The following is a 15737-nucleotide window of genomic DNA, read 5'->3' as shown; positions in this document are numbered from 1 at the left end:
ACACTGTCGACAGAAGCCAATCTAAGCGGCAACCGAAGAGGGTACAAGTCGGCACAAAGGTGGACACGGTGCAGTGAATGCAATCATTCCAACGCACCCCCGCGCGCGCATCCCCCACAGCCCGGGGCATCCAGCGAGTGCCGGTAGCGTTACCCCCATGAATGACCGCGCCCCCAGCTATGTCAAACCCGGCGAATCTTTCGACCGAGACACGAATTACATCGAAGATCGCATCACCCGCGACGGTCGCGACGGCTGGCCGGTCGAAGCGGGGCGCTACCACCTCGTTGCCGCGCGGGCATGCCCCTGGGCCAACCGCACCACGATCGTGCGCCGCCTGCTCGGGCTCGAGAACGCCATCTCGCTCGGCCTGCCCGGTCCGACCCACGACATGGACAGCTGGACGTTCGACCTCGACACCGACGGCAGGGACCCGGTACTCGGCGTCGAACGCCTGCAGCAGTCCTACTTCACGAGGTTCGCGGACTACCCGCGCGGAATCACCGTTCCCGCGCTCGTCGACATCCCCTCCGGTGGCGTGGTGACGAACAACTACCCCCAGATCACGATCGACTTCGAGACCGAATGGGTCGACCACCACCGCCAGGGCGCTCCCGACCTCTACCCCGAGCACCTCAGGGCCGAGATCGACGAGGTCGCCGAGCTGATCTTCCACGACGTGAACAACGGCGTGTACAAGTGCGGGTTCGCGGGGAGCCAGAAGTCCTACGACCGGGCTTTCGCCACCCTGTTCTCGCGGCTCGACTGGCTTGAGGAACGCCTCACCAGCAGGCGGTTCCTCGTCGGCGACACCATCACCGAGGCCGACGTTCGCCTGTTCACGACACTGGTGCGTTTCGACGTCGTCTACTACGGCCACTTCAAGTGCAACCGCAACCTGCTCTCCGAGATGCCGGCACTGTGGGCGTACGCGCGCGACCTGTTCCAGACTCCGGGCTTCGGCGACACCATCGACTTCCTGCAGATCAAGCAGCACTACTACCTCACCCACGTCGACATCAACCCGACCGGAATCCTCCCCGGCGGTCCCGACACCAGCCGGTGGCTCGACCCGCACGGGCGCGAGTCCCTCGGCGGTCGCCCGTTCGGCGACGGCACCCCTCCCGGAGCCCCGCGCGCCGACGAGCGGGTTCCCGCTCCCTGACTGCAGGCCAACGCAGGGCGGGCAGGCCGACACCGGGCGGGCAGTCGTAAGGTGTGAGCATGCCCGAGCTCGTGTCGATCCCCTCCCCCGGTGCGGCACTCGAATACGGCACACCGGGTGACCCGCTGGTCGTCGTGGTGCATGACTGGTTCGGGCGGCTCCCGGGCCTCGAGTTCTACGCAGAAGCGCTCGTGCGCCAGGGCTTCCGCGTCGTCGTGCCCGACCTCTACGACGGGGTGGCCACCACCGACGAGCACACCGCCCACCTCCTCATGGACAGCCTCGACATCGGCAGGGCACTGGCCATCGTCGACGAGGCGGTCACCACCGGGCGCACCCAGGGATCGTCGCACGTCGGGGTCGTCGGCTTCTCTGTGGGCGGGTGGATCGCGCTGCTGCACGCCCAGGGCGGCGCCGTCGACGCCGTGGTCGCCTACTACGCGAGCCTCGAGGCCAAGGACCACGGCGTCATCCCCAGCCCCGTGCAGCTGCACCTCGCCGAGACCGATTCCTGGAGCGCCGGGCAGGAACCCGAGTCCTTCGTCGACCGCCTGCGCGAGCACGGCACCCCGGTGACCCAGTTCACCTACGCCGGCACGGTGCACGGTTTCGCGAACGCCACGATCCATTCGACCCTGGATGCCAGGGCCGCCGCCCTCGCCTACGCGCGGGTCGCCCGGTTCCTCGAGAGCCACCTCCTCGAGTAGCCCGCGGCGTCCGCGCAGCGCAATCGCACGCCGCGCGACTGACCCGTCGACGTCGGACCAATCGGCCGGGGCATGGAGTACGAATAGGTACTACAGCTGCCCGACACCCGTCTGGCTATGGAATGAGAGGCCTGCATCATGACCAGATCACCCAACCGCCTTCTGGCCACCGTCTTCGGCGCCGTCTACCTGCTCGTCGGGCTCCTCGGCTTCACCGTCACCGGCGGGGTCGGTATGTTCTCCACCGACGGCGGCCTCCTGCTCGGACTCTTCGAGGTCAACGTCTTCCACAACGTGGCCCACCTCGTGATCGGCGCCGCGCTCCTCATCGCCGGCCTCTCCACCGTGCCCGCCGCTCGCGCGACGAACCTCACCATCGGTGCCGCCTACCTGCTGCTCGGCATCGTCGGCCTGTTCATCATCGAGAGCGCCGCGAACATCCTCGCGATCAACGCCGCAGACAACGTGCTGCACTTCGCCAGCGCCGCCGTGCTGCTCGCCGTCGGACTCGGCGCCGACAAGGGCGTCCGCGCCGCCCGCGCGTAACCCCGCACAGCACCAGCACCAGCACCAGCCGCAAGACCAGCACCAGCACGTCCTGCACCCATCGACCCGGCCGAACGCGGCTCATACCCACAGAGGGGGTAACGCAATGTCGACCATCACACGCACCTGGCTGGCATTCGCCGCGTTCGGCGCGGGGTTGATCCATCTCGCCATGGTGGTCGGATCCCCGATCGCCATCGGCATCACCCTGGCCGCGCTCGGTATCGCCGAGTTCGGCTGGGGCATCCTCATCCTGGCCCTCGACCGCGTGGTCGTGCCGCGCACGGCGCTCGTCGTCGCCGCGGCACCGGTCGCCGTACTGGGCATCCTGGTCGCCGCCCCGGTCGCGATCGACGGCCTGGAGTTCACCGCCCTGCCCATGCTCCCCCTGCTCGCCGCGACCGTGCTCGGCCTCGTCGCCGCGGGAATCCTCGCGGTGCACCTGCGCACGAGGGGGGCGATGGATGCCGCGGCGCCCGAACCGGGAGTGGCCCGGTACCTGCTCTCCCTCGGTGCCGGAGCCCTCGTCGTCGCGGCACTGACGACACCCGCCCTCGCCGCAACCGAGGCCGGACGATACGCGCAACCCCACGGCGAGCACCAGAACGGCTTCGTGCCCCCCGCGGACGACAGCGGCGATGACGGCAGCGATGACAGCGACCTCGACCAGCTCAACCTGCCTGAGCACGACGCGCATTGACGTGCGTTCGCACGCATTACGTCGTAACCGTAGCCAGCCGCACGACCTCCTCACTAAGATAAGGGTCACCTAACTTCGACCCAGGGGAGCGTGCCACGATGACGGTGACCTCGTTCACGCAGGCGCTCCGCGAACGCACCTGGAGCGGCACCGACGTGCAGCGCGCCGGCGCCGATGGAGCGGGGTTCATGACCGACCTGATGACCGGCAAGGGCACCCGCGACGACTACATCGCGCTGGTCGCCCAGAACTACTTCGTCTACGCCGCCCTCGAGTCCGCCGCCGAGGCGATGGCCGGTGACCCGGTAGCCGCCCGGTTCATCAGCCCGCAGCTGACGAGGCTCCCGGCCATCGAGCACGACCTGCGCTTCCTGCTCGGCGACGGGTGGCGCGCGTCGATCGTGCCGCTGCCGACGACCGCGCGATACGTGCGGCGCATCGACGAGGTCGCGACGAGCCGGTGGACCGGCGGTTTCATCGCCCACCACTACACGCGCTACCTCGGCGACCTGTCCGGCGGGCGCATCATCCGCTCGCTGATGCAGCGCTCGTTCGGCTTCGACACCAACGGGGTCGGCTTCTACCTGTTCGACCAGATCGCCGAGCCTCGCGCCTTCAAGTGCACCTACCGCGACCAGCTCGACGCCGCGGACTGGTCGGAGCAGGAGCGCGACCGGGTCATCGCCGAGGTGCTGGTCGCCTATCGGTTCACCACCGACCTGTTCGTCGACCTCGCCGCGGCCAAGTCGTACGCGGCGTAGTCGTTCGCCGTCTAGGCGTTCGCCGCCTAGGTGTTCGCCGCCAAGTCCTACGACGCCTAGGCGCGAATGGCCGGGATGGCCTGCGCGCGCTCCATGAACCGGCGAACGTCCTGGTCGACGATGATGTCCGACGGCCGCAGCGGCCTGCTGAGGTAGAGGCCGTCGAGCTGCGAGATGCGGCTCAGCGCGACGTAGGTCTGCCCTGGTGCGAACGAGCGCTGCCCGAGGTCGACGATGGCACGGTCGTAGGTCTTGCCCTGCGACTTGTGGATGGTGACCGCCCAGGCCAGCCGCAGGGGAAACTGCTGGAACTCGGCCACGATATCGCGCTTCAGTTCTTTGGTGGCTGGCGAATAGGAGTACTTGAACTTCTCCCAGATGGCCGGCTGCACCTCGTGCACCTCGCCATCGACCTCCACGAACACCGTCGAGGCGATGCGGGTGACCGTACCGACCGACCCGTTGACCCAGCGCTGGTCGCCGTCGTTGCGCAGGAACATCACGCGAGCTCCGACCTTCAGCTGCAGCGCCTCGTCGGCGGGATAGGCCCGTCCCCCGAACTCCCCCGTCACCTCGGCCTTCGCGGTGAGCGCCCGCCCCGGCAGTCGCGCGAGGGCGAGCGCGTTGATCGAGTTGACGGCGTCGTTGCGCGTCGCCAGGGTGATGGCGCCATCCGTCGGCGGCGTTCGCGCGCCGGTCTCGTTGAGCCGCCCGGCGATCTCTGCGGTCACCACGCCGTGGCGCACCGCATTGAGCATGCCCTTGAACTCCTCTTCATGCTGGCGATGGATGACGCTCAACTCATAGATGCGCAGGTCTGCGTCATTCCACACCTGCGCGTCGAAGAACCACATCGACGCGTACCGGTCGGTGAAGTATGCCCGCTCGTCGGCGTCGCCCGGCACCGGTGCGAGTTGGTACGGATCGCCGAACAGCACCAGCTGCACGCCGCCGAACGCCTCGTGCGGGCGCTGCCTGGCCTGGCGCAACGACCGGTCGACCGCGTCGATGAGGTCGGCGTTGACCATCGAGACCTCGTCGATGACCAGGGTCTCGATCGTGGTGAGGAGCTTGCGAACGTCGGCGTTCTGCTGGATCGGCCGATCGGCGATGACGCCGATCGGCAGCCGGAACAGGGAGTGGATGGTCTGGCCGCCCACGTTGAGCGCTGCAACGCCCGTGGGGGCAGACACCACGAGCTGCTTGGAGGTGTTGGCCGACAGGTAGTTGAGCAGCGTGGACTTTCCGGTGCCTGCCCGCCCGGTGACGAAGATGTGCTCGCGCGTGGTCTCGATGGCGTCGAACAGTGCCTGCTGTTCGGCAGAGAGCCGGAAGGCCGCGGCGCGCGCGCTCATGAGGATTCCGGAACGCCGACCATTCGCCCCAATCTACCGTGCGCCCCGCATCGGCGCGGGCGGCGGGCGCGGACGGCGCACCCGCCGGGGTTGTGCAGTGACGGTCGGCCTAGGATGGCTGCATGGCGGTCGAGGGTGGGGACGCACGCAGCCCCGACGTACCGATCGGCCGGTTCCTCGTGCGGTGGGGCATCGTGGTCGGCGTGCTGTTCGGCCTGTTCGTCGGCACCATCGTGATCCTCAATTCGACGCTGTACAGCGCCGAGGGCTTCGTGCGGTCGTACCTCGGTGCGATCGAGCGCCGCGACGTCGCCGCCGCGCTCCGCACGCCGGGTGTCGACGTGGGCGACGATGCCGCCACCGAGCTACTCGTGCCCGACGCGCTGGGTGACGTCGGCGGCGTACGGGTACTCTCCGACACCATCACGACCGCGGGCGAGCACGACGTCGAGGTCGAGCTGGAGCTGAGCGGCGAGCGCGCAACGAGCGTGTTCACGGTCGAGCGCGCCGGCACGCGATTCGGCGTATTCAACCGGTGGACGTTCGTGGTGAGTCCGACCGCGACGCTCGAGATCACGCCGGAGCAGGTGTCGACCTTCACCGTCAACGAGCGGGCCGTCACCACCGAGAACGAGCCGGGCACGCCCGCCAGGTACACGGTGCTCGCGCCCGGCGAATTCACGCTCGGCCACGCATCCACCTATCTCGTCGCCGACCCCGAGGACATCCTGGTGCTGCAGCCGGGGTCATCGGCCGCGGCGCGCATACCGGTGCGGGCCAACGACGACTTCGTGGCCATGATCCAGACCCAGCTCGACGACCTGCTCGACGACTGCGCGACCCAGAAGGTGCTGCAGCCGACCGGGTGCCCGTTCGGCGAGACCGTGCGCAACCGCATCGTCACCGAGCCGCAGTGGTCGATCGCCCGCTACCCAGAGGTGCGGATCCAGCCCGGCCCCACGGCAGACACCTGGCGGGTGCCCGCGGTCGAGGGCGCCGCACACCTCGAAGTCGACGTGCGGTCGCTGTTCGACGGGACCATCTCGACCATCGACGAAGACGTGACGTTCTCGGTCGGATACCTGATCACCCTCGGCGACAACGACCAGGTGTCGATCGTCGCCGAATAGTCGCGTCTGGCAGGTGCAAGGGTAGGTGTGGGGCGCGGGTCAGCGGCGGCGGTCGAGGCCGGCGAGCATGTCGTTGTAGTCCTGCAGCTCGACGCCGCCGTCGCGCTCGGCCTTGCGGTCGAGCCGCTTGGCCTCCTTCGTGTCGTCGCGCGACCACATGAACGCCACCGCGATCGCGAGGATGACCGTCGGGATCTCGCCGACGCTCCACGCGACTCCGCCGCCCGCCTGCTGGTCGGCGAGGGCCGAGACCCCCCACGGACGACCCATCGCGCCGTACCAGTCCGCGAGCAGGAGCCCGGTGCCGGTGATGAGCGACAGACCGAAGAAGGCGTGGAAAGCCATGGTGCCGAGCAGCAGGATGAGCCGCAGCGGGTAGGGCGCCTTGTACGGAACGGGGTCGGAGCCGATGAGCGACTGCACGAACAGGTAGCCGGTGGCGAGGAAGTGCACGATCATCCACTGGTGGCCGATGTGGTCTTCGGTTGCCCAACGGAACAGCGGCGAGTAGTAGAACAACCAGAGCGACCCGGTGAACAGCACCGCCGTCACTATCGGGTTGGCGAGCACCGCCGCGTACTTCGAGTGCACGCCGAGCATGATCCACTCGCGCACGCCCCGACTGCCGTCGGAGCGCTTACGGATGGTGCGCAGCGCCAGGGTGACGGGGGCGCCTGGCACGAGCAGCACCGGGATCATCATGCCGAGCAGCATGTGCGCGAGCATGTGCGCGCTGAACAGGTAGGACTCGTAGACATTGAGCCCGCCGTTGGTGACGTAGAACAACAGGGCGACGCCAGCGAGCCACAGCACCGTGCGGTACACCGGCCAGCTGTCGCCGCGGCGGCGCAGCCGCCACACGCCGGCGAGGTAGAAGAACGCGAGGAACGCCGTGGCGAGCACCCAGATCACGTCGAAGCGCCACTCGGTGAAGTAGCGGGAGAAGGTGAGCTCGGGCGGCAGGGCCTCCCCGGTGAGGATGAATGCCGGGGTGGCCGTGATCGGCACCTCTGGCACCAGCGGATCGGTGCGCGCGAGGGCCACGGCGACACCCGAGGCCACACCCATGAAGGCGAGCTCCGCCGTGATGAGCCACCAGAACGGGCCGGTCGCGGAATCGGGCGAGCGCTGCATCCGGCCGATCACCCACCGGCGGTGCACGGCACCGAAGAGTCCGAGCGAGATGAGCGCCGCGACCTTGACCAGCACGAGCACGCCGTAGGGCTTGAGCAGGCCGTCGAGGCTGCCGACCCGCAGGGCCGCATTGACGTAGCCCGAGACGGCGACGATGACGAAGCTGACGAGGGCGAAGCTGGAGTAGCGGCTGATGACGGCGACGAGGCGGTCGTGGGTGAGCGTGGGGCGGATGACGATGAGGCTCAGGAGACCGCCGAGCCAGATGGCGGCGAAGACGAGGTGCAGGCCGAGCGACGAGATGGCCGCCCCGTGGCCGGACGCCCCGGCGGCGTGCCCCTGCTGGGCCATGGGAACAAGGGCGACCACCGAGAAGACGGTCACGAAGACCAGTGCGGTGTGGTTGCGCACGGCAAAGCACAGCACGGTGGTGGCGGCGGCGATCAGGGTGGTGGCGAGCCAGGCCTGCCCGAATTCGACCTCGGTGAAGAAGTCGCCGAGCAGCTGGCCGAACTGCGCGTCGAGCGAGACCGGCTGAAGGTAGACGCTGAGGAAGGTGAAGAATCCGGTGGCGGCGGAGGCGACGGCCCAGAAGGCGGATGCCGCGGCCGCGAAGTCGAGTGCACGACCGAACTCGGGTCGTTTCGCGCTGAGCACGAACACCACCATCACGAGCGTGCCGATGGTTCCGGCGGCACCCACGTTGACCATGAGCTTCGAGATGGGCAATCCGTAGCGAACGACGGCACCGGGATCGGCCAGCAGCGGAGCGGCGGCACCCCCACCGAAGGCGAGGCCGCCGAGAAGGCACAGCATTGCGACCACCAGCAGCAGAGCCGGCCCTGCTATACGAACGAGCCGAGACACGCTGATAACCCTAGGCGAGCAAGCTGGGGGCGGGCGACGAGCGAGCGCCCCGGGTGCCGGTTTCGTCGGTTTCGCCGGGTTCGGCTCCCTCGCCTGGCGCCGACGCCCAGGTGTTTCGCCGGTTAACGAGCAATGAGGATGGCACCCTCGCGGGCGCCATCCTCATCGGACGTGGTGAGAAGGCGGTTACTTGACCGCAGCCTTCAGCTTGCTGCCAGCGCTGACCTTGACGCCGTATCCGGCAGCGATCTCGATCGCCTCGCCGGTGGAGGGGTTGCGCCCCGCGCGGGCGGCGCGGTGGGTGCGCTCGACGGCGATCCAACCCGGGATGGTGACCTTCGTGCCGTCGCTGACGGACGAGGCGAGGGTGGAGAAGAGCGCGTCGAGAACGCCGTTGACGGCGGCCTGGCTCTGGCCGGACTCTGCAGCTACTGCCGCGACGAGCTCGGTACGGTTCAATGTGTCAGCCATTCGGTGTCCTCCTCGGACGATCGGTACAGCACGCGCCTGCGCCATTCGGCGTGATGCCATTCGGCACTGGCGGGAGCTGAAGGATAGTTCTCCGGTTTCCGGGTAGGAACCCGGCGAACCGCCTGTAATTTACCAGCTTGACTTGGTGATTCCGGGCAATTCGCCCCGGTGCGCCATGTCGCGGAAGCGCACACGCGAGATACCGAACTGCTTGAGGTATCCACGGGGGCGTCCGTCGATCGCGTCGCGGCCGCGCAGGCGCACGGGCGAAGCGTCGCGGGGAAGCTTCTGCAGGCCGAGGCGGGCCTCTTCGCGCTGGGCGTCCGTCGACGCGGGGTCAACGAGTGCCTTCTTCAGCTCGAGGCGCTTGGCCGCGTAGCGGTTGACGATGACGAGACGCTGCTCGTTCTTTGCGATCTTGCTCTTCTTCGCCATGGTTAGCGCTCCTCGCGGAATTCGACGTGCCTGCGCACAACGGGGTCGTACTTCTTCAGCACGAGTCGATCGGGGTCGTTACGGCGGTTCTTCTTCGTAACGTAGGTGTATCCGGTGCCGGCCGTCGAACGGAGCTTGATGATCGGGCGTACGTCATGCTGCTTCGCCATTAGATCTTCACCCCGCGTCCGAGGATGTCCTTCACGACGGACTCGATGCCACGGGCATCGATGACCTTGATTCCCTTGGCGCTGAGCGTCAGGGTGACATTGCGGCGAAGCGACGGCACGTAGTACGTCTTCTTCTGCACGTTCGGGTCGAAGCGGCGCTTCGTGCGCCGGTGCGAGTGCGAGATGTTGTGACCGAAGCCGGGAATGGCTCCTGTCACCTGGCAGGTTGCTGCCATGGTTTCCTCCATCGATACCGTAGGGCGCGAACGCCCTACCCAAGGTCTCTTGTCGGCACGCACCATCCGACCGGCACCTCGCGAGAGGCGGATTCGCTCCGTGAGGAGCGATTCAGAGGGGATGTGCGTACAGGGCGAGCGGAGATCCCGCGCGCCAACCGCCAATCATAACGGGCTCGCGGGCGCGGGGGCAACCTGCGCGGCGGCTGCCTGTGCGGTGCACGTGGCGCAGAGACCGAATACGTCGACGACGTGGCTGGCCTGGGTGAAACCGTTGTCGGCGGCGACCCTGTGTGCCCACGCCTCGACAGCGTCTGCCTCGATCTCGACGGTGAGCCCGCAGTTGCGGCAGATCAGGTGGTGGTGGTGCTGCCCCGGCGTGCACGCCCGGTACAGGCTTTCTCCCTGGTCGGACTGCAGCGAGTCGGCTTCGCCCTCGACTGCGAGATCGGCGAGCGCCCGGTAGACGGTGGCGAGGCCGATGGACGACCCGGTCTCGCGCAGCGTGGAATGCAGGCTCTGCGCGCTGACGAATCCCTCGTTGGTGCCGAGGGCCTCGCGCACCGCCTCGCGCTGCCAGGTGTTGCGTTTCATTCCGAAAGCCTAACCGTTGGGCCTGCGGCCCTCCCGGGCGAGACGGTGCGCTCCCCGCGTGATCCCGACCGCTGCTGCTGCCAGCCGATGACACGACAGAGGACGTAGATGAGGAACGAGATGGTGGTCACGAAGGGGCTGATCGGCAACCCGCCACCGATGGCGAGCAGGATGCCGCCGACCATCGACACCACGGCGAACAGCACGGCCAGCAGCGGGGTGAGGAACGGGGATGCCGTCACCCGCATGGCGGCGGCGGCCGGGGTCACCAGCAGCGCGAGCACCAGCAGGGCGCCGACGATCTGGATCGAGACCGCAACCGCCAGCCCGAGCAGCACCATGAAGGCGATCGAGATGGCGGCCACCGGAAGGCCGCGGGCACGGGCGACATCGGCGTCGACGCTGGCGAAGCTGAGCGGGCGCCACATCACGAACAGCCCGATGATGACGACGATCGAGATGGTGACCAACAGGCCGAGCTGCTCGTTATCGACCGAGACGATCTGGCCGGTCAGCAGGCCGAACTGGTTCGCGCTCCGGCCGGGATACAGGGCCAGGAAGAGGATGCCGAGCCCCAGCCCGAACGGCATGAGCACGGCCACGATCGAATTGCGCTCCCGCGCCCTCACCCCCAGCACGCCGATGAGCAGGGCGGCGATGAGCGACCCGAGGATCGAGCCGGCCACCACGTTGACCCCGAAGAGCAGGGCGGCGGATGCCCCGGCGAACGACAGCTCGCTGATGCCGTGCACCGCGAACTGCAGGTCGCGCTGCATCACGAACACCCCGATGAGGCCCCCGACGATGCCGAGCAGCGCACCGGCATAGATCGAGTTGCGCACCAGCACGAGCAGTTCGCCGTAGTTCTCGAAGTTGAAGAGGGTTCCCGAGAGGTCGTCCATCAGTGATGGCCGCCGTCTCCGTGCACATGGTGATTCTCGTGGTCGTGTGCGCCGTAGCCGTCTGGGGCGCCGATCACGATGACGCGGCCGCGACTGCGGATCACCTCGACCGGGGTGTCGTACATGTACGACAGCACCTCGGAGCGCAGCACCTCGTCGGGGGTGCCGACCCTGAACTGGCCTCCCGCGAGGTAGAGCACCCGGTCGACCATGTTCAGAATCGGGTTGACATCGTGGGTGACGAAGACGACCGCGGTGTTCAGCTCGCGGCGTTTCTCGTCGATGAGCTCGCTGACCGCGCGCTGGTACTGCAGGTCGAGCGACAGCAGGGGTTCGTCGCACAGCAACAGGCGCGGGTTGCCGGCGATGGCCTGGCCGACTCTGATGCGCTGCTGCTCTCCCCCGGAGAGGCTCGCGACGGAGGCATTCGCAAGGTCGGATGCGCCCACCGATTCGAGCACCTCGTCGACGCGGCGGCGCATGGCGCGGCTCGAGACAGGGAGCCCCCAGCGATGCCCGTTGATGCCGAAGCCCACGAGGTCGCGCGCACGCAGCGGCGTTCCGGCGTCGAGCAGCTTCTGCTGCGGGATGTAGCCGATGTCGCGGCTGCCCCGCCCGACCGGTCCGCCGAGCAGCTCGACGGTGCCGGAGGTGAGCTGCTGCTGGCCGAGGATGGTGCGCAGCAGGCTGGTCTTGCCGGTGCCGTTCGGGCCGAGCACCGCGAGGAACTCACCGGCCTTGAGCTCGAGGTTGAGTCCCCGCCACAGTGGGCGGTCACCGAACGACAGCGTCGCCTGGCGCAGGCTCAGAATGGATGCGTCGGGCGACGGTGTCACGCGGGGCTCCGTTCTGGGCAGGTGGTTGCGGGCTGTGTGGTTCGGGTGGGGTGCGGGACCTACCCGCTGCGCCGGGCCCGCGGGCGGCGCGTTGATTCTGATTCTCATTATGGACCGCTGGAGTGTCGGGGGCGACTCGTAGGCTGCGACCATGCCAGAGGGTGACAGTGTCTACCGCCTGGCGGCCCGCCTTCGACCTCCCCTCGACGGGCAGCTGGTGGAGGCCGGCGAGACGCGATCGGGCACCGCTGCAGGCACGTCGCTCGCGGGGTGGCGGGTGCTCGGCCACGACACCCACGGTAAGCACCTGCTAACCCGTTTCGACAGCGGCATGACGCTGCACACCCATCTGCGGATGCAGGGCTCGTGGACCGTGACGGGCGCGGGGCGCAGCATCCCCCGGCGCCTCATCCCCCAGGTGCGGGTGCGCATGCAGACCGCAGCCGGCCCGACCGCGTGGGGTCTCGACGTGCCGGTCGTCGACCTGCTGCCTACCCGCGACGAGAAATCCGTGGTCGGGCACCTCGGGTCCGACCCATTGCGAGCCGATTGGGATGCGGATGACGCCGCCCGGCGCCTGCTGCTCGATCCGGGCCGGCCGGTCATCGCGGCACTGCTCGACCAACGCGTGATGGCCGGGCTCGGAAACCTGTGGGCGAACGAGGTGTGCTTTCTGCGCGGCCACTACCCGTGGACGCCGGTGGGAGAAGTCGACGTGCCGCGCCTGGTCGCCGTCGCCGCGCGGTCGCTGCGGGCATCGGTGCACATCGCCGGAATGTTCCAGGTCACGACCGGCATCACGGCCCGCGGCGAGCGGCACTGGGTCGTCGGGCGCGCCGGTCGCCCGTGCCTGCGGTGCGGCACACCGGTGTCGGTGCGGGCCGAGGTCACGGGTGACCCGGAGCGACGGCGCACCTGGTGGTGTGCACGGTGCCAGGCCGCGCCCGCGGCGTCCAGCACGGAGGCGTCCGGCCCTGAGACGTTTCGCCCCGGGACGACCGGGGCCTAGCCGAGGGCGGCCTCGATCTGGTCGATGTTGGACGACATCCAGGAGAGGTAGTCCTCGCCGTCGGGCAGCGTCTCGGTCAGGTCGACGATCGCTATACCGGCCTCGTCGGCAGCGTCGCGCACCTGCTCGGTCTCGGGGCCCGCGGTCTGGGAGTTGTAGGCGAGCAGTGCCACCGCATCGTCGGAGAACAGCGCGAGGGTCTGCTGCAGAACGGCGGGCGCGACATCCGTCCCCTCTTCGATAGCCTCGGAGAATTCATCGGGCGTCATGTTCTCGAAGCCCATGTCGGCGAGCAGGTACGACGGCACCGGTTCGGTGATCGCGACGCCCCGGCCGGCGGCGACGGCCTCGAACTCGTGCGCGCGCTCGTGCAGGGCGTCGAGCTCGGTGGCGAATTCTCCGTACTGGGTCTCGTAGGCATCGGCATTGTCGGCGTCGATCGCGGCCAGCTGGTCGGCGATCTCACGCGCGACCGCCTCGACGGCCGAGAAGCTGTACCAGACGTGCTCGTTGAACCCCTCGACGTGGCCGTGACCGTCGTCTTCGGCATGCTCCTCGCCGGCGTGGTCGTCTGCCGCGTGCTCCTCACCAGCATGCTCGTCGTCGGCGTGGTCGTCCTCGGTGTGGCCGTCATCGACCGCCGCAGCATCGCCTTCCGCAGCGGCGTCGTCGGCGTGCTCGTCGCCCGCGTGCTCGTCCTCGGTGTGTCCGTCATCGTCGAGGAGGCCAGACGCGTCGGTGGCCGTGACCACGACGACGTCGTCGCTGCCCGACGCGCCCAGCATGGTGTCGATGAACGGGTCGTAGCCGCCGCCGTTCTCGACAACGAGCTGGGCGTTCGAGAGGGCGAGCTGGTCGCGCGCGGTGGCCTCGTAGCTGTGCGGATCCTGCGCGGCGCCGGAGATGATCGAGGTCACCTCGACGTGGTCGCCGCCGATCCGCGATGCGATGTCGCCGTAGACGTCGGTCGAGGCGACAACCTGCACGAGGTCACTGCCGGCTGCGGCATCCGTCGAATCGGGGTCTTGGCCGGTCGGGGCGCACCCGGTGACGGTCAGGGCGATCGCGGCGATGCCGCCGACGATGGCGACGCGACGTCCGGCGGAAAGGGCTACACGGGGGGATCGGGTGAGGCGCATGAGGGCTTTCCAGAGAGGCGGTAATGAGTTTCGTTATCAATAGACTAGTGGATGCCGCTGGCCGGGCGCCACGTCGCCGTGAAGACGTGACCAATAGCCACGGTCGGGGGCAGCCGTTAGCGTGGGGCCGTGCGACGGCTTTCGAACGAGGTGGCAGGTACCCGAGCGGTGCCCGCCTCTCCGGGGTTACCCCGGGGCACGCAGGCCGAGATGGAACGAGCGCCGCGGGCGCGGCCCTGCGCTTCGCGCAGCCGTGCGCCCGCACGAACGGACGAGTCGTCCGAAAGCCGTCGCACTTATCCGTCCGGTGGCACGTCCATCCCCCGCTGGCTGCCCTGTGCCAGGCGGGCCAATCGGGTCAGCCGAGCCACTCGGGCCAGGCAGGCGAACCAGGGCGGGCCCACGCCGTGATCCGCGGGCACACGCCGCACTCGTCGACGGCAGACGTCGCTTCGGCCCTCGCCGGTGCATTCCTGGCCGCGGATGCGTGGACAGAGCGCGACCTCGTCGCCGCGGGTGCCCACGTGCTCGGGGCGCGCCGCCGCTGGTTGCCGCCCCTGGTCCGCGAGACCCTCGCGGCCTACCGGCGCCCACCGGTCGACGCCCCCCGCGAACTCGGTGACTTCGTCGAGATGACAGCGGCATTCGGCCTCGCCGTCGTCGCCGCCCACGACCGCCGTACGCCGATCCGGATCGAGCACCGCGTGCTGGTCGCCGCCCGGGCCGTGCCCGCGACGCCCGCGGTTCCGCGCGTCGACGGGCTCGACGACCTCGCCGACCTGCTCGGCCTCACGCCGGGGGAGCTCGACTGGTTCGCCGACCGACGGCACTACACCCGGCGCGCGACCGACACCCGCCTGCAGCACTACCGGCACGAGTGGCGGACACGACCGCAGCGCACCCCACGTTTGCTCGAGGTGCCGGGGTCACGCCTGGTCGCCGTCCAGCGCACGGTACTCGCCGAGCTGCTGGGCCCCCTGCCGGTCCATGGCGCGGCGCACGGGTTCGTTCCGGGGCGCAGCGCGATCACCGGCGCCGCCCGCCACACCGGCGCCGCGGTGGTGATCGCCCTCGACCTCTCGACGTTCTTCTCCCGCGTCACCGCCGGCCGCGTCTACGCGACCCTCCGCCGCGCCGGGTACCCCGAAGCGGTCGCGCACGCCATCACCGGCCTCTGCACGCACGCGGTGCCACCACGGGTCATCGCGGCCATGCCTTCCGGAGGCGACGCCGACGAGAGGTTCGCGGCGCGACGTGCCCTCGCGGCGGCACACCTCCCGCAGGGCGCCCCGACCTCCCCGATGCTCGCCAACCTCAGCGTTCGCCGACTCGACGCGCGCCTGTCGGCGTGGGCAGAGAGAGTGGATGCCACCTACACGCGCTATGCCGACGACCTCGCGTTCAGCGGACCACCGGCCCTCGCCCGCCGTTCCGACGCATTCATCGGCGGGGGCGAGCGCATCGTGACCGCCGAGGGGCACCCGCCCAACGCACGCAAGACACCGGGGCGCCCCGCCCGCCCCCCCCCGCGCGGCCCGGGCAACGCGGGCACCGACCCCCCCCACACGCCCCGCACAGGA

18 protein-coding genes are annotated in these 15737 nt (G+C 69.1%); 8 read left to right on the top strand and 10 right to left on the bottom strand.

From position 1 onward, the window contains the following. Positions 1 to 157: 157 nt before the first annotated feature. The 5 genes from G5S38_RS00090 (at position 158) to G5S38_RS00070 (ending at position 3879) form a co-directional block, all read left to right on the top strand. The gene (locus G5S38_RS00090) at positions 158 to 1165 is read left to right on the top strand and encodes a glutathione S-transferase family protein (RefSeq protein ID WP_165063161.1); all 1008 of its coding nucleotides are present in this window, start codon (positions 158 to 160) and stop codon (positions 1163 to 1165) included. 59 nt (positions 1166 to 1224) lie between these two features. After that, the gene (locus G5S38_RS00085) at positions 1225 to 1872 is read left to right on the top strand and encodes a dienelactone hydrolase family protein (RefSeq protein WP_165063160.1); all 648 of its coding nucleotides are present in this window, start codon (positions 1225 to 1227) and stop codon (positions 1870 to 1872) included. Positions 1873 to 2010: 138 nt separating this feature from the next. Further along, on the top strand, positions 2011 to 2418 hold the full coding sequence (locus G5S38_RS00080) for a DUF4383 domain-containing protein (protein WP_165063159.1): 408 nt from the start codon (positions 2011 to 2013) through the stop codon (positions 2416 to 2418). 106 nt (positions 2419 to 2524) lie between these two features. Next, complete coding sequence (locus G5S38_RS00075) at positions 2525 to 3118, top strand: hypothetical protein (protein WP_165063158.1); 594 nt, start codon at positions 2525 to 2527, stop codon at positions 3116 to 3118. 98 nt (positions 3119 to 3216) lie between these two features. After that, the gene (locus tag G5S38_RS00070) at positions 3217 to 3879 is read left to right on the top strand and encodes a biliverdin-producing heme oxygenase (protein WP_165063157.1); all 663 of its coding nucleotides are present in this window, start codon (positions 3217 to 3219) and stop codon (positions 3877 to 3879) included. A gap of 56 nt (positions 3880 to 3935) precedes the next feature. On the opposite strand, the gene G5S38_RS00065 is transcribed toward G5S38_RS00070, so the two are convergent. Then, the gene (locus tag G5S38_RS00065; RefSeq protein WP_165063156.1) at positions 3936 to 5234 is read right to left on the bottom strand and encodes an ATP-dependent DNA helicase; all 1299 of its coding nucleotides are present in this window, start codon (positions 5232 to 5234) and stop codon (positions 3936 to 3938) included. Between the two features lie 122 nt (positions 5235 to 5356). Between G5S38_RS00065 and G5S38_RS00060 the strand changes: the two genes are divergently transcribed. Next, positions 5357 to 6364 (top strand): hypothetical protein, encoded by a 1008-nt coding sequence (locus G5S38_RS00060; RefSeq protein ID WP_165063155.1) that lies wholly within the window; start codon positions 5357 to 5359, stop codon positions 6362 to 6364. A 39-nt stretch (positions 6365 to 6403) separates the two neighbouring features. On the opposite strand, the gene G5S38_RS00055 is transcribed toward G5S38_RS00060, so the two are convergent. From G5S38_RS00055 to G5S38_RS00020, 8 genes are all read right to left on the bottom strand, one after another. Beyond that, the gene (locus G5S38_RS00055) at positions 6404 to 8365 is read right to left on the bottom strand and encodes a cytochrome c oxidase assembly protein (RefSeq protein ID WP_235928815.1); all 1962 of its coding nucleotides are present in this window, start codon (positions 8363 to 8365) and stop codon (positions 6404 to 6406) included. Between the two features lie 186 nt (positions 8366 to 8551). Continuing rightward, a complete protein-coding gene (locus tag G5S38_RS00050) occupies positions 8552 to 8836 on the bottom strand; it encodes an HU family DNA-binding protein (protein WP_165063154.1) in 285 nt (94 codons plus the stop codon). A gap of 129 nt (positions 8837 to 8965) precedes the next feature. Continuing rightward, positions 8966 to 9271, bottom strand: coding sequence for a 30S ribosomal protein S14 (rpsN, locus tag G5S38_RS00045; RefSeq protein ID WP_165063153.1), 306 nt, complete (start codon positions 9269 to 9271; stop codon positions 8966 to 8968). Positions 9272 to 9273: 2 nt separating this feature from the next. Next, entirely contained in the window at positions 9274 to 9441 is a 168-nt protein-coding gene (gene rpmG, locus G5S38_RS00040) for a 50S ribosomal protein L33 (protein ID WP_165063152.1), read from the bottom strand. Beyond that, positions 9441 to 9677, bottom strand: coding sequence for a 50S ribosomal protein L28 (gene rpmB / locus G5S38_RS00035; RefSeq protein WP_165063151.1), 237 nt, complete (start codon positions 9675 to 9677; stop codon positions 9441 to 9443). The genes rpmG and rpmB overlap by 1 nt, the downstream gene beginning before the upstream one ends. A gap of 165 nt (positions 9678 to 9842) precedes the next feature. After that, positions 9843 to 10271 carry a Fur family transcriptional regulator gene (locus tag G5S38_RS00030; RefSeq protein WP_165063150.1) on the bottom strand — a complete coding sequence of 143 codons (429 nt, stop codon included), beginning with the start codon at positions 10269 to 10271 and terminating at the stop codon, positions 9843 to 9845. Continuing rightward, entirely contained in the window at positions 10268 to 11173 is a 906-nt protein-coding gene (locus G5S38_RS00025; RefSeq protein ID WP_165063149.1) for a metal ABC transporter permease, read from the bottom strand. The genes G5S38_RS00030 and G5S38_RS00025 overlap by 4 nt, the downstream gene beginning before the upstream one ends. Beyond that, complete coding sequence (locus G5S38_RS00020) at positions 11173 to 12009, bottom strand: metal ABC transporter ATP-binding protein (RefSeq protein WP_235928814.1); 837 nt, start codon at positions 12007 to 12009, stop codon at positions 11173 to 11175. Before G5S38_RS00020 ends, G5S38_RS00025 begins: the two co-directional genes overlap by 1 nt. Before the next feature lie 151 nt (positions 12010 to 12160). On the opposite strand from G5S38_RS00020, the gene G5S38_RS00015 reads away from it, so the two are divergent. After that, complete coding sequence (locus G5S38_RS00015) at positions 12161 to 13018, top strand: DNA-formamidopyrimidine glycosylase family protein (RefSeq protein ID WP_165063147.1); 858 nt, start codon at positions 12161 to 12163, stop codon at positions 13016 to 13018. Here G5S38_RS00015 and G5S38_RS00010 read toward each other — a convergent pair. Further along, on the bottom strand, positions 13015 to 14157 hold the full coding sequence (locus G5S38_RS00010) for a metal ABC transporter solute-binding protein, Zn/Mn family (RefSeq protein WP_165063146.1): 1143 nt from the start codon (positions 14155 to 14157) through the stop codon (positions 13015 to 13017). The two genes, G5S38_RS00015 and G5S38_RS00010, sit on opposite strands and share 4 nt — an antisense overlap. A gap of 407 nt (positions 14158 to 14564) precedes the next feature. Here G5S38_RS00010 and G5S38_RS00005 point away from each other — a divergent pair. Further along, on the top strand, positions 14565 to 15737 hold a 1173-nt coding region (locus tag G5S38_RS00005; RefSeq protein ID WP_165063145.1), incomplete at its 3' end, for a reverse transcriptase family protein.

This window comes from Marisediminicola senii, from assembly GCF_011057645.1.
Taxonomy (GTDB): Bacteria; Actinomycetota; Actinomycetes; order Actinomycetales; family Microbacteriaceae; genus Marisediminicola; species Marisediminicola senii.
This window is presented reverse-complemented; position numbering and strand designations above follow the sequence as displayed.

Bases quoted from the DNA above. Each gene is read 5' to 3' on its own strand.
- G5S38_RS00050 (WP_165063154.1), bottom strand. From the start codon at position 8,836: ATGGCTGACACATTGAACCGTACCGAGCTCGTCGCGGCAGTAGCTGCA.
- G5S38_RS00085 (WP_165063160.1), top strand. From the start codon at position 1,225: ATGCCCGAGCTCGTGTCGATCCCCTCCCCCGGTGCGGCACTCGAATAC.
- G5S38_RS00080 (WP_165063159.1), top strand. From the start codon at position 2,011: ATGACCAGATCACCCAACCGCCTTCTGGCCACCGTCTTCGGCGCCGTC.
- rpmB (WP_165063151.1), bottom strand. From the start codon at position 9,677: ATGGCAGCAACCTGCCAGGTGACAGGAGCCATTCCCGGCTTCGGTCAC.
- G5S38_RS00065 (WP_165063156.1), bottom strand. From the start codon at position 5,234: ATGAGCGCGCGCGCCGCGGCCTTCCGGCTCTCTGCCGAACAGCAGGCA.
- G5S38_RS00090 (WP_165063161.1), top strand. From the start codon at position 158: ATGAATGACCGCGCCCCCAGCTATGTCAAACCCGGCGAATCTTTCGAC.
- rpsN (WP_165063153.1), bottom strand. From the start codon at position 9,271: ATGGCGAAGAAGAGCAAGATCGCAAAGAACGAGCAGCGTCTCGTCATC.
- G5S38_RS00010 (WP_165063146.1), bottom strand. From the start codon at position 14,157: ATGCGCCTCACCCGATCCCCCCGTGTAGCCCTTTCCGCCGGACGTCGC.
- G5S38_RS00070 (WP_165063157.1), top strand. From the start codon at position 3,217: ATGACGGTGACCTCGTTCACGCAGGCGCTCCGCGAACGCACCTGGAGC.
- G5S38_RS00075 (WP_165063158.1), top strand. From the start codon at position 2,525: ATGTCGACCATCACACGCACCTGGCTGGCATTCGCCGCGTTCGGCGCG.
- G5S38_RS00025 (WP_165063149.1), bottom strand. From the start codon at position 11,173: ATGGACGACCTCTCGGGAACCCTCTTCAACTTCGAGAACTACGGCGAA.
- G5S38_RS00030 (WP_165063150.1), bottom strand. From the start codon at position 10,271: ATGAAACGCAACACCTGGCAGCGCGAGGCGGTGCGCGAGGCCCTCGGC.
- G5S38_RS00015 (WP_165063147.1), top strand. From the start codon at position 12,161: ATGCCAGAGGGTGACAGTGTCTACCGCCTGGCGGCCCGCCTTCGACCT.
- G5S38_RS00060 (WP_165063155.1), top strand. From the start codon at position 5,357: ATGGCGGTCGAGGGTGGGGACGCACGCAGCCCCGACGTACCGATCGGC.
- rpmG (WP_165063152.1), bottom strand. From the start codon at position 9,441: ATGGCGAAGCAGCATGACGTACGCCCGATCATCAAGCTCCGTTCGACG.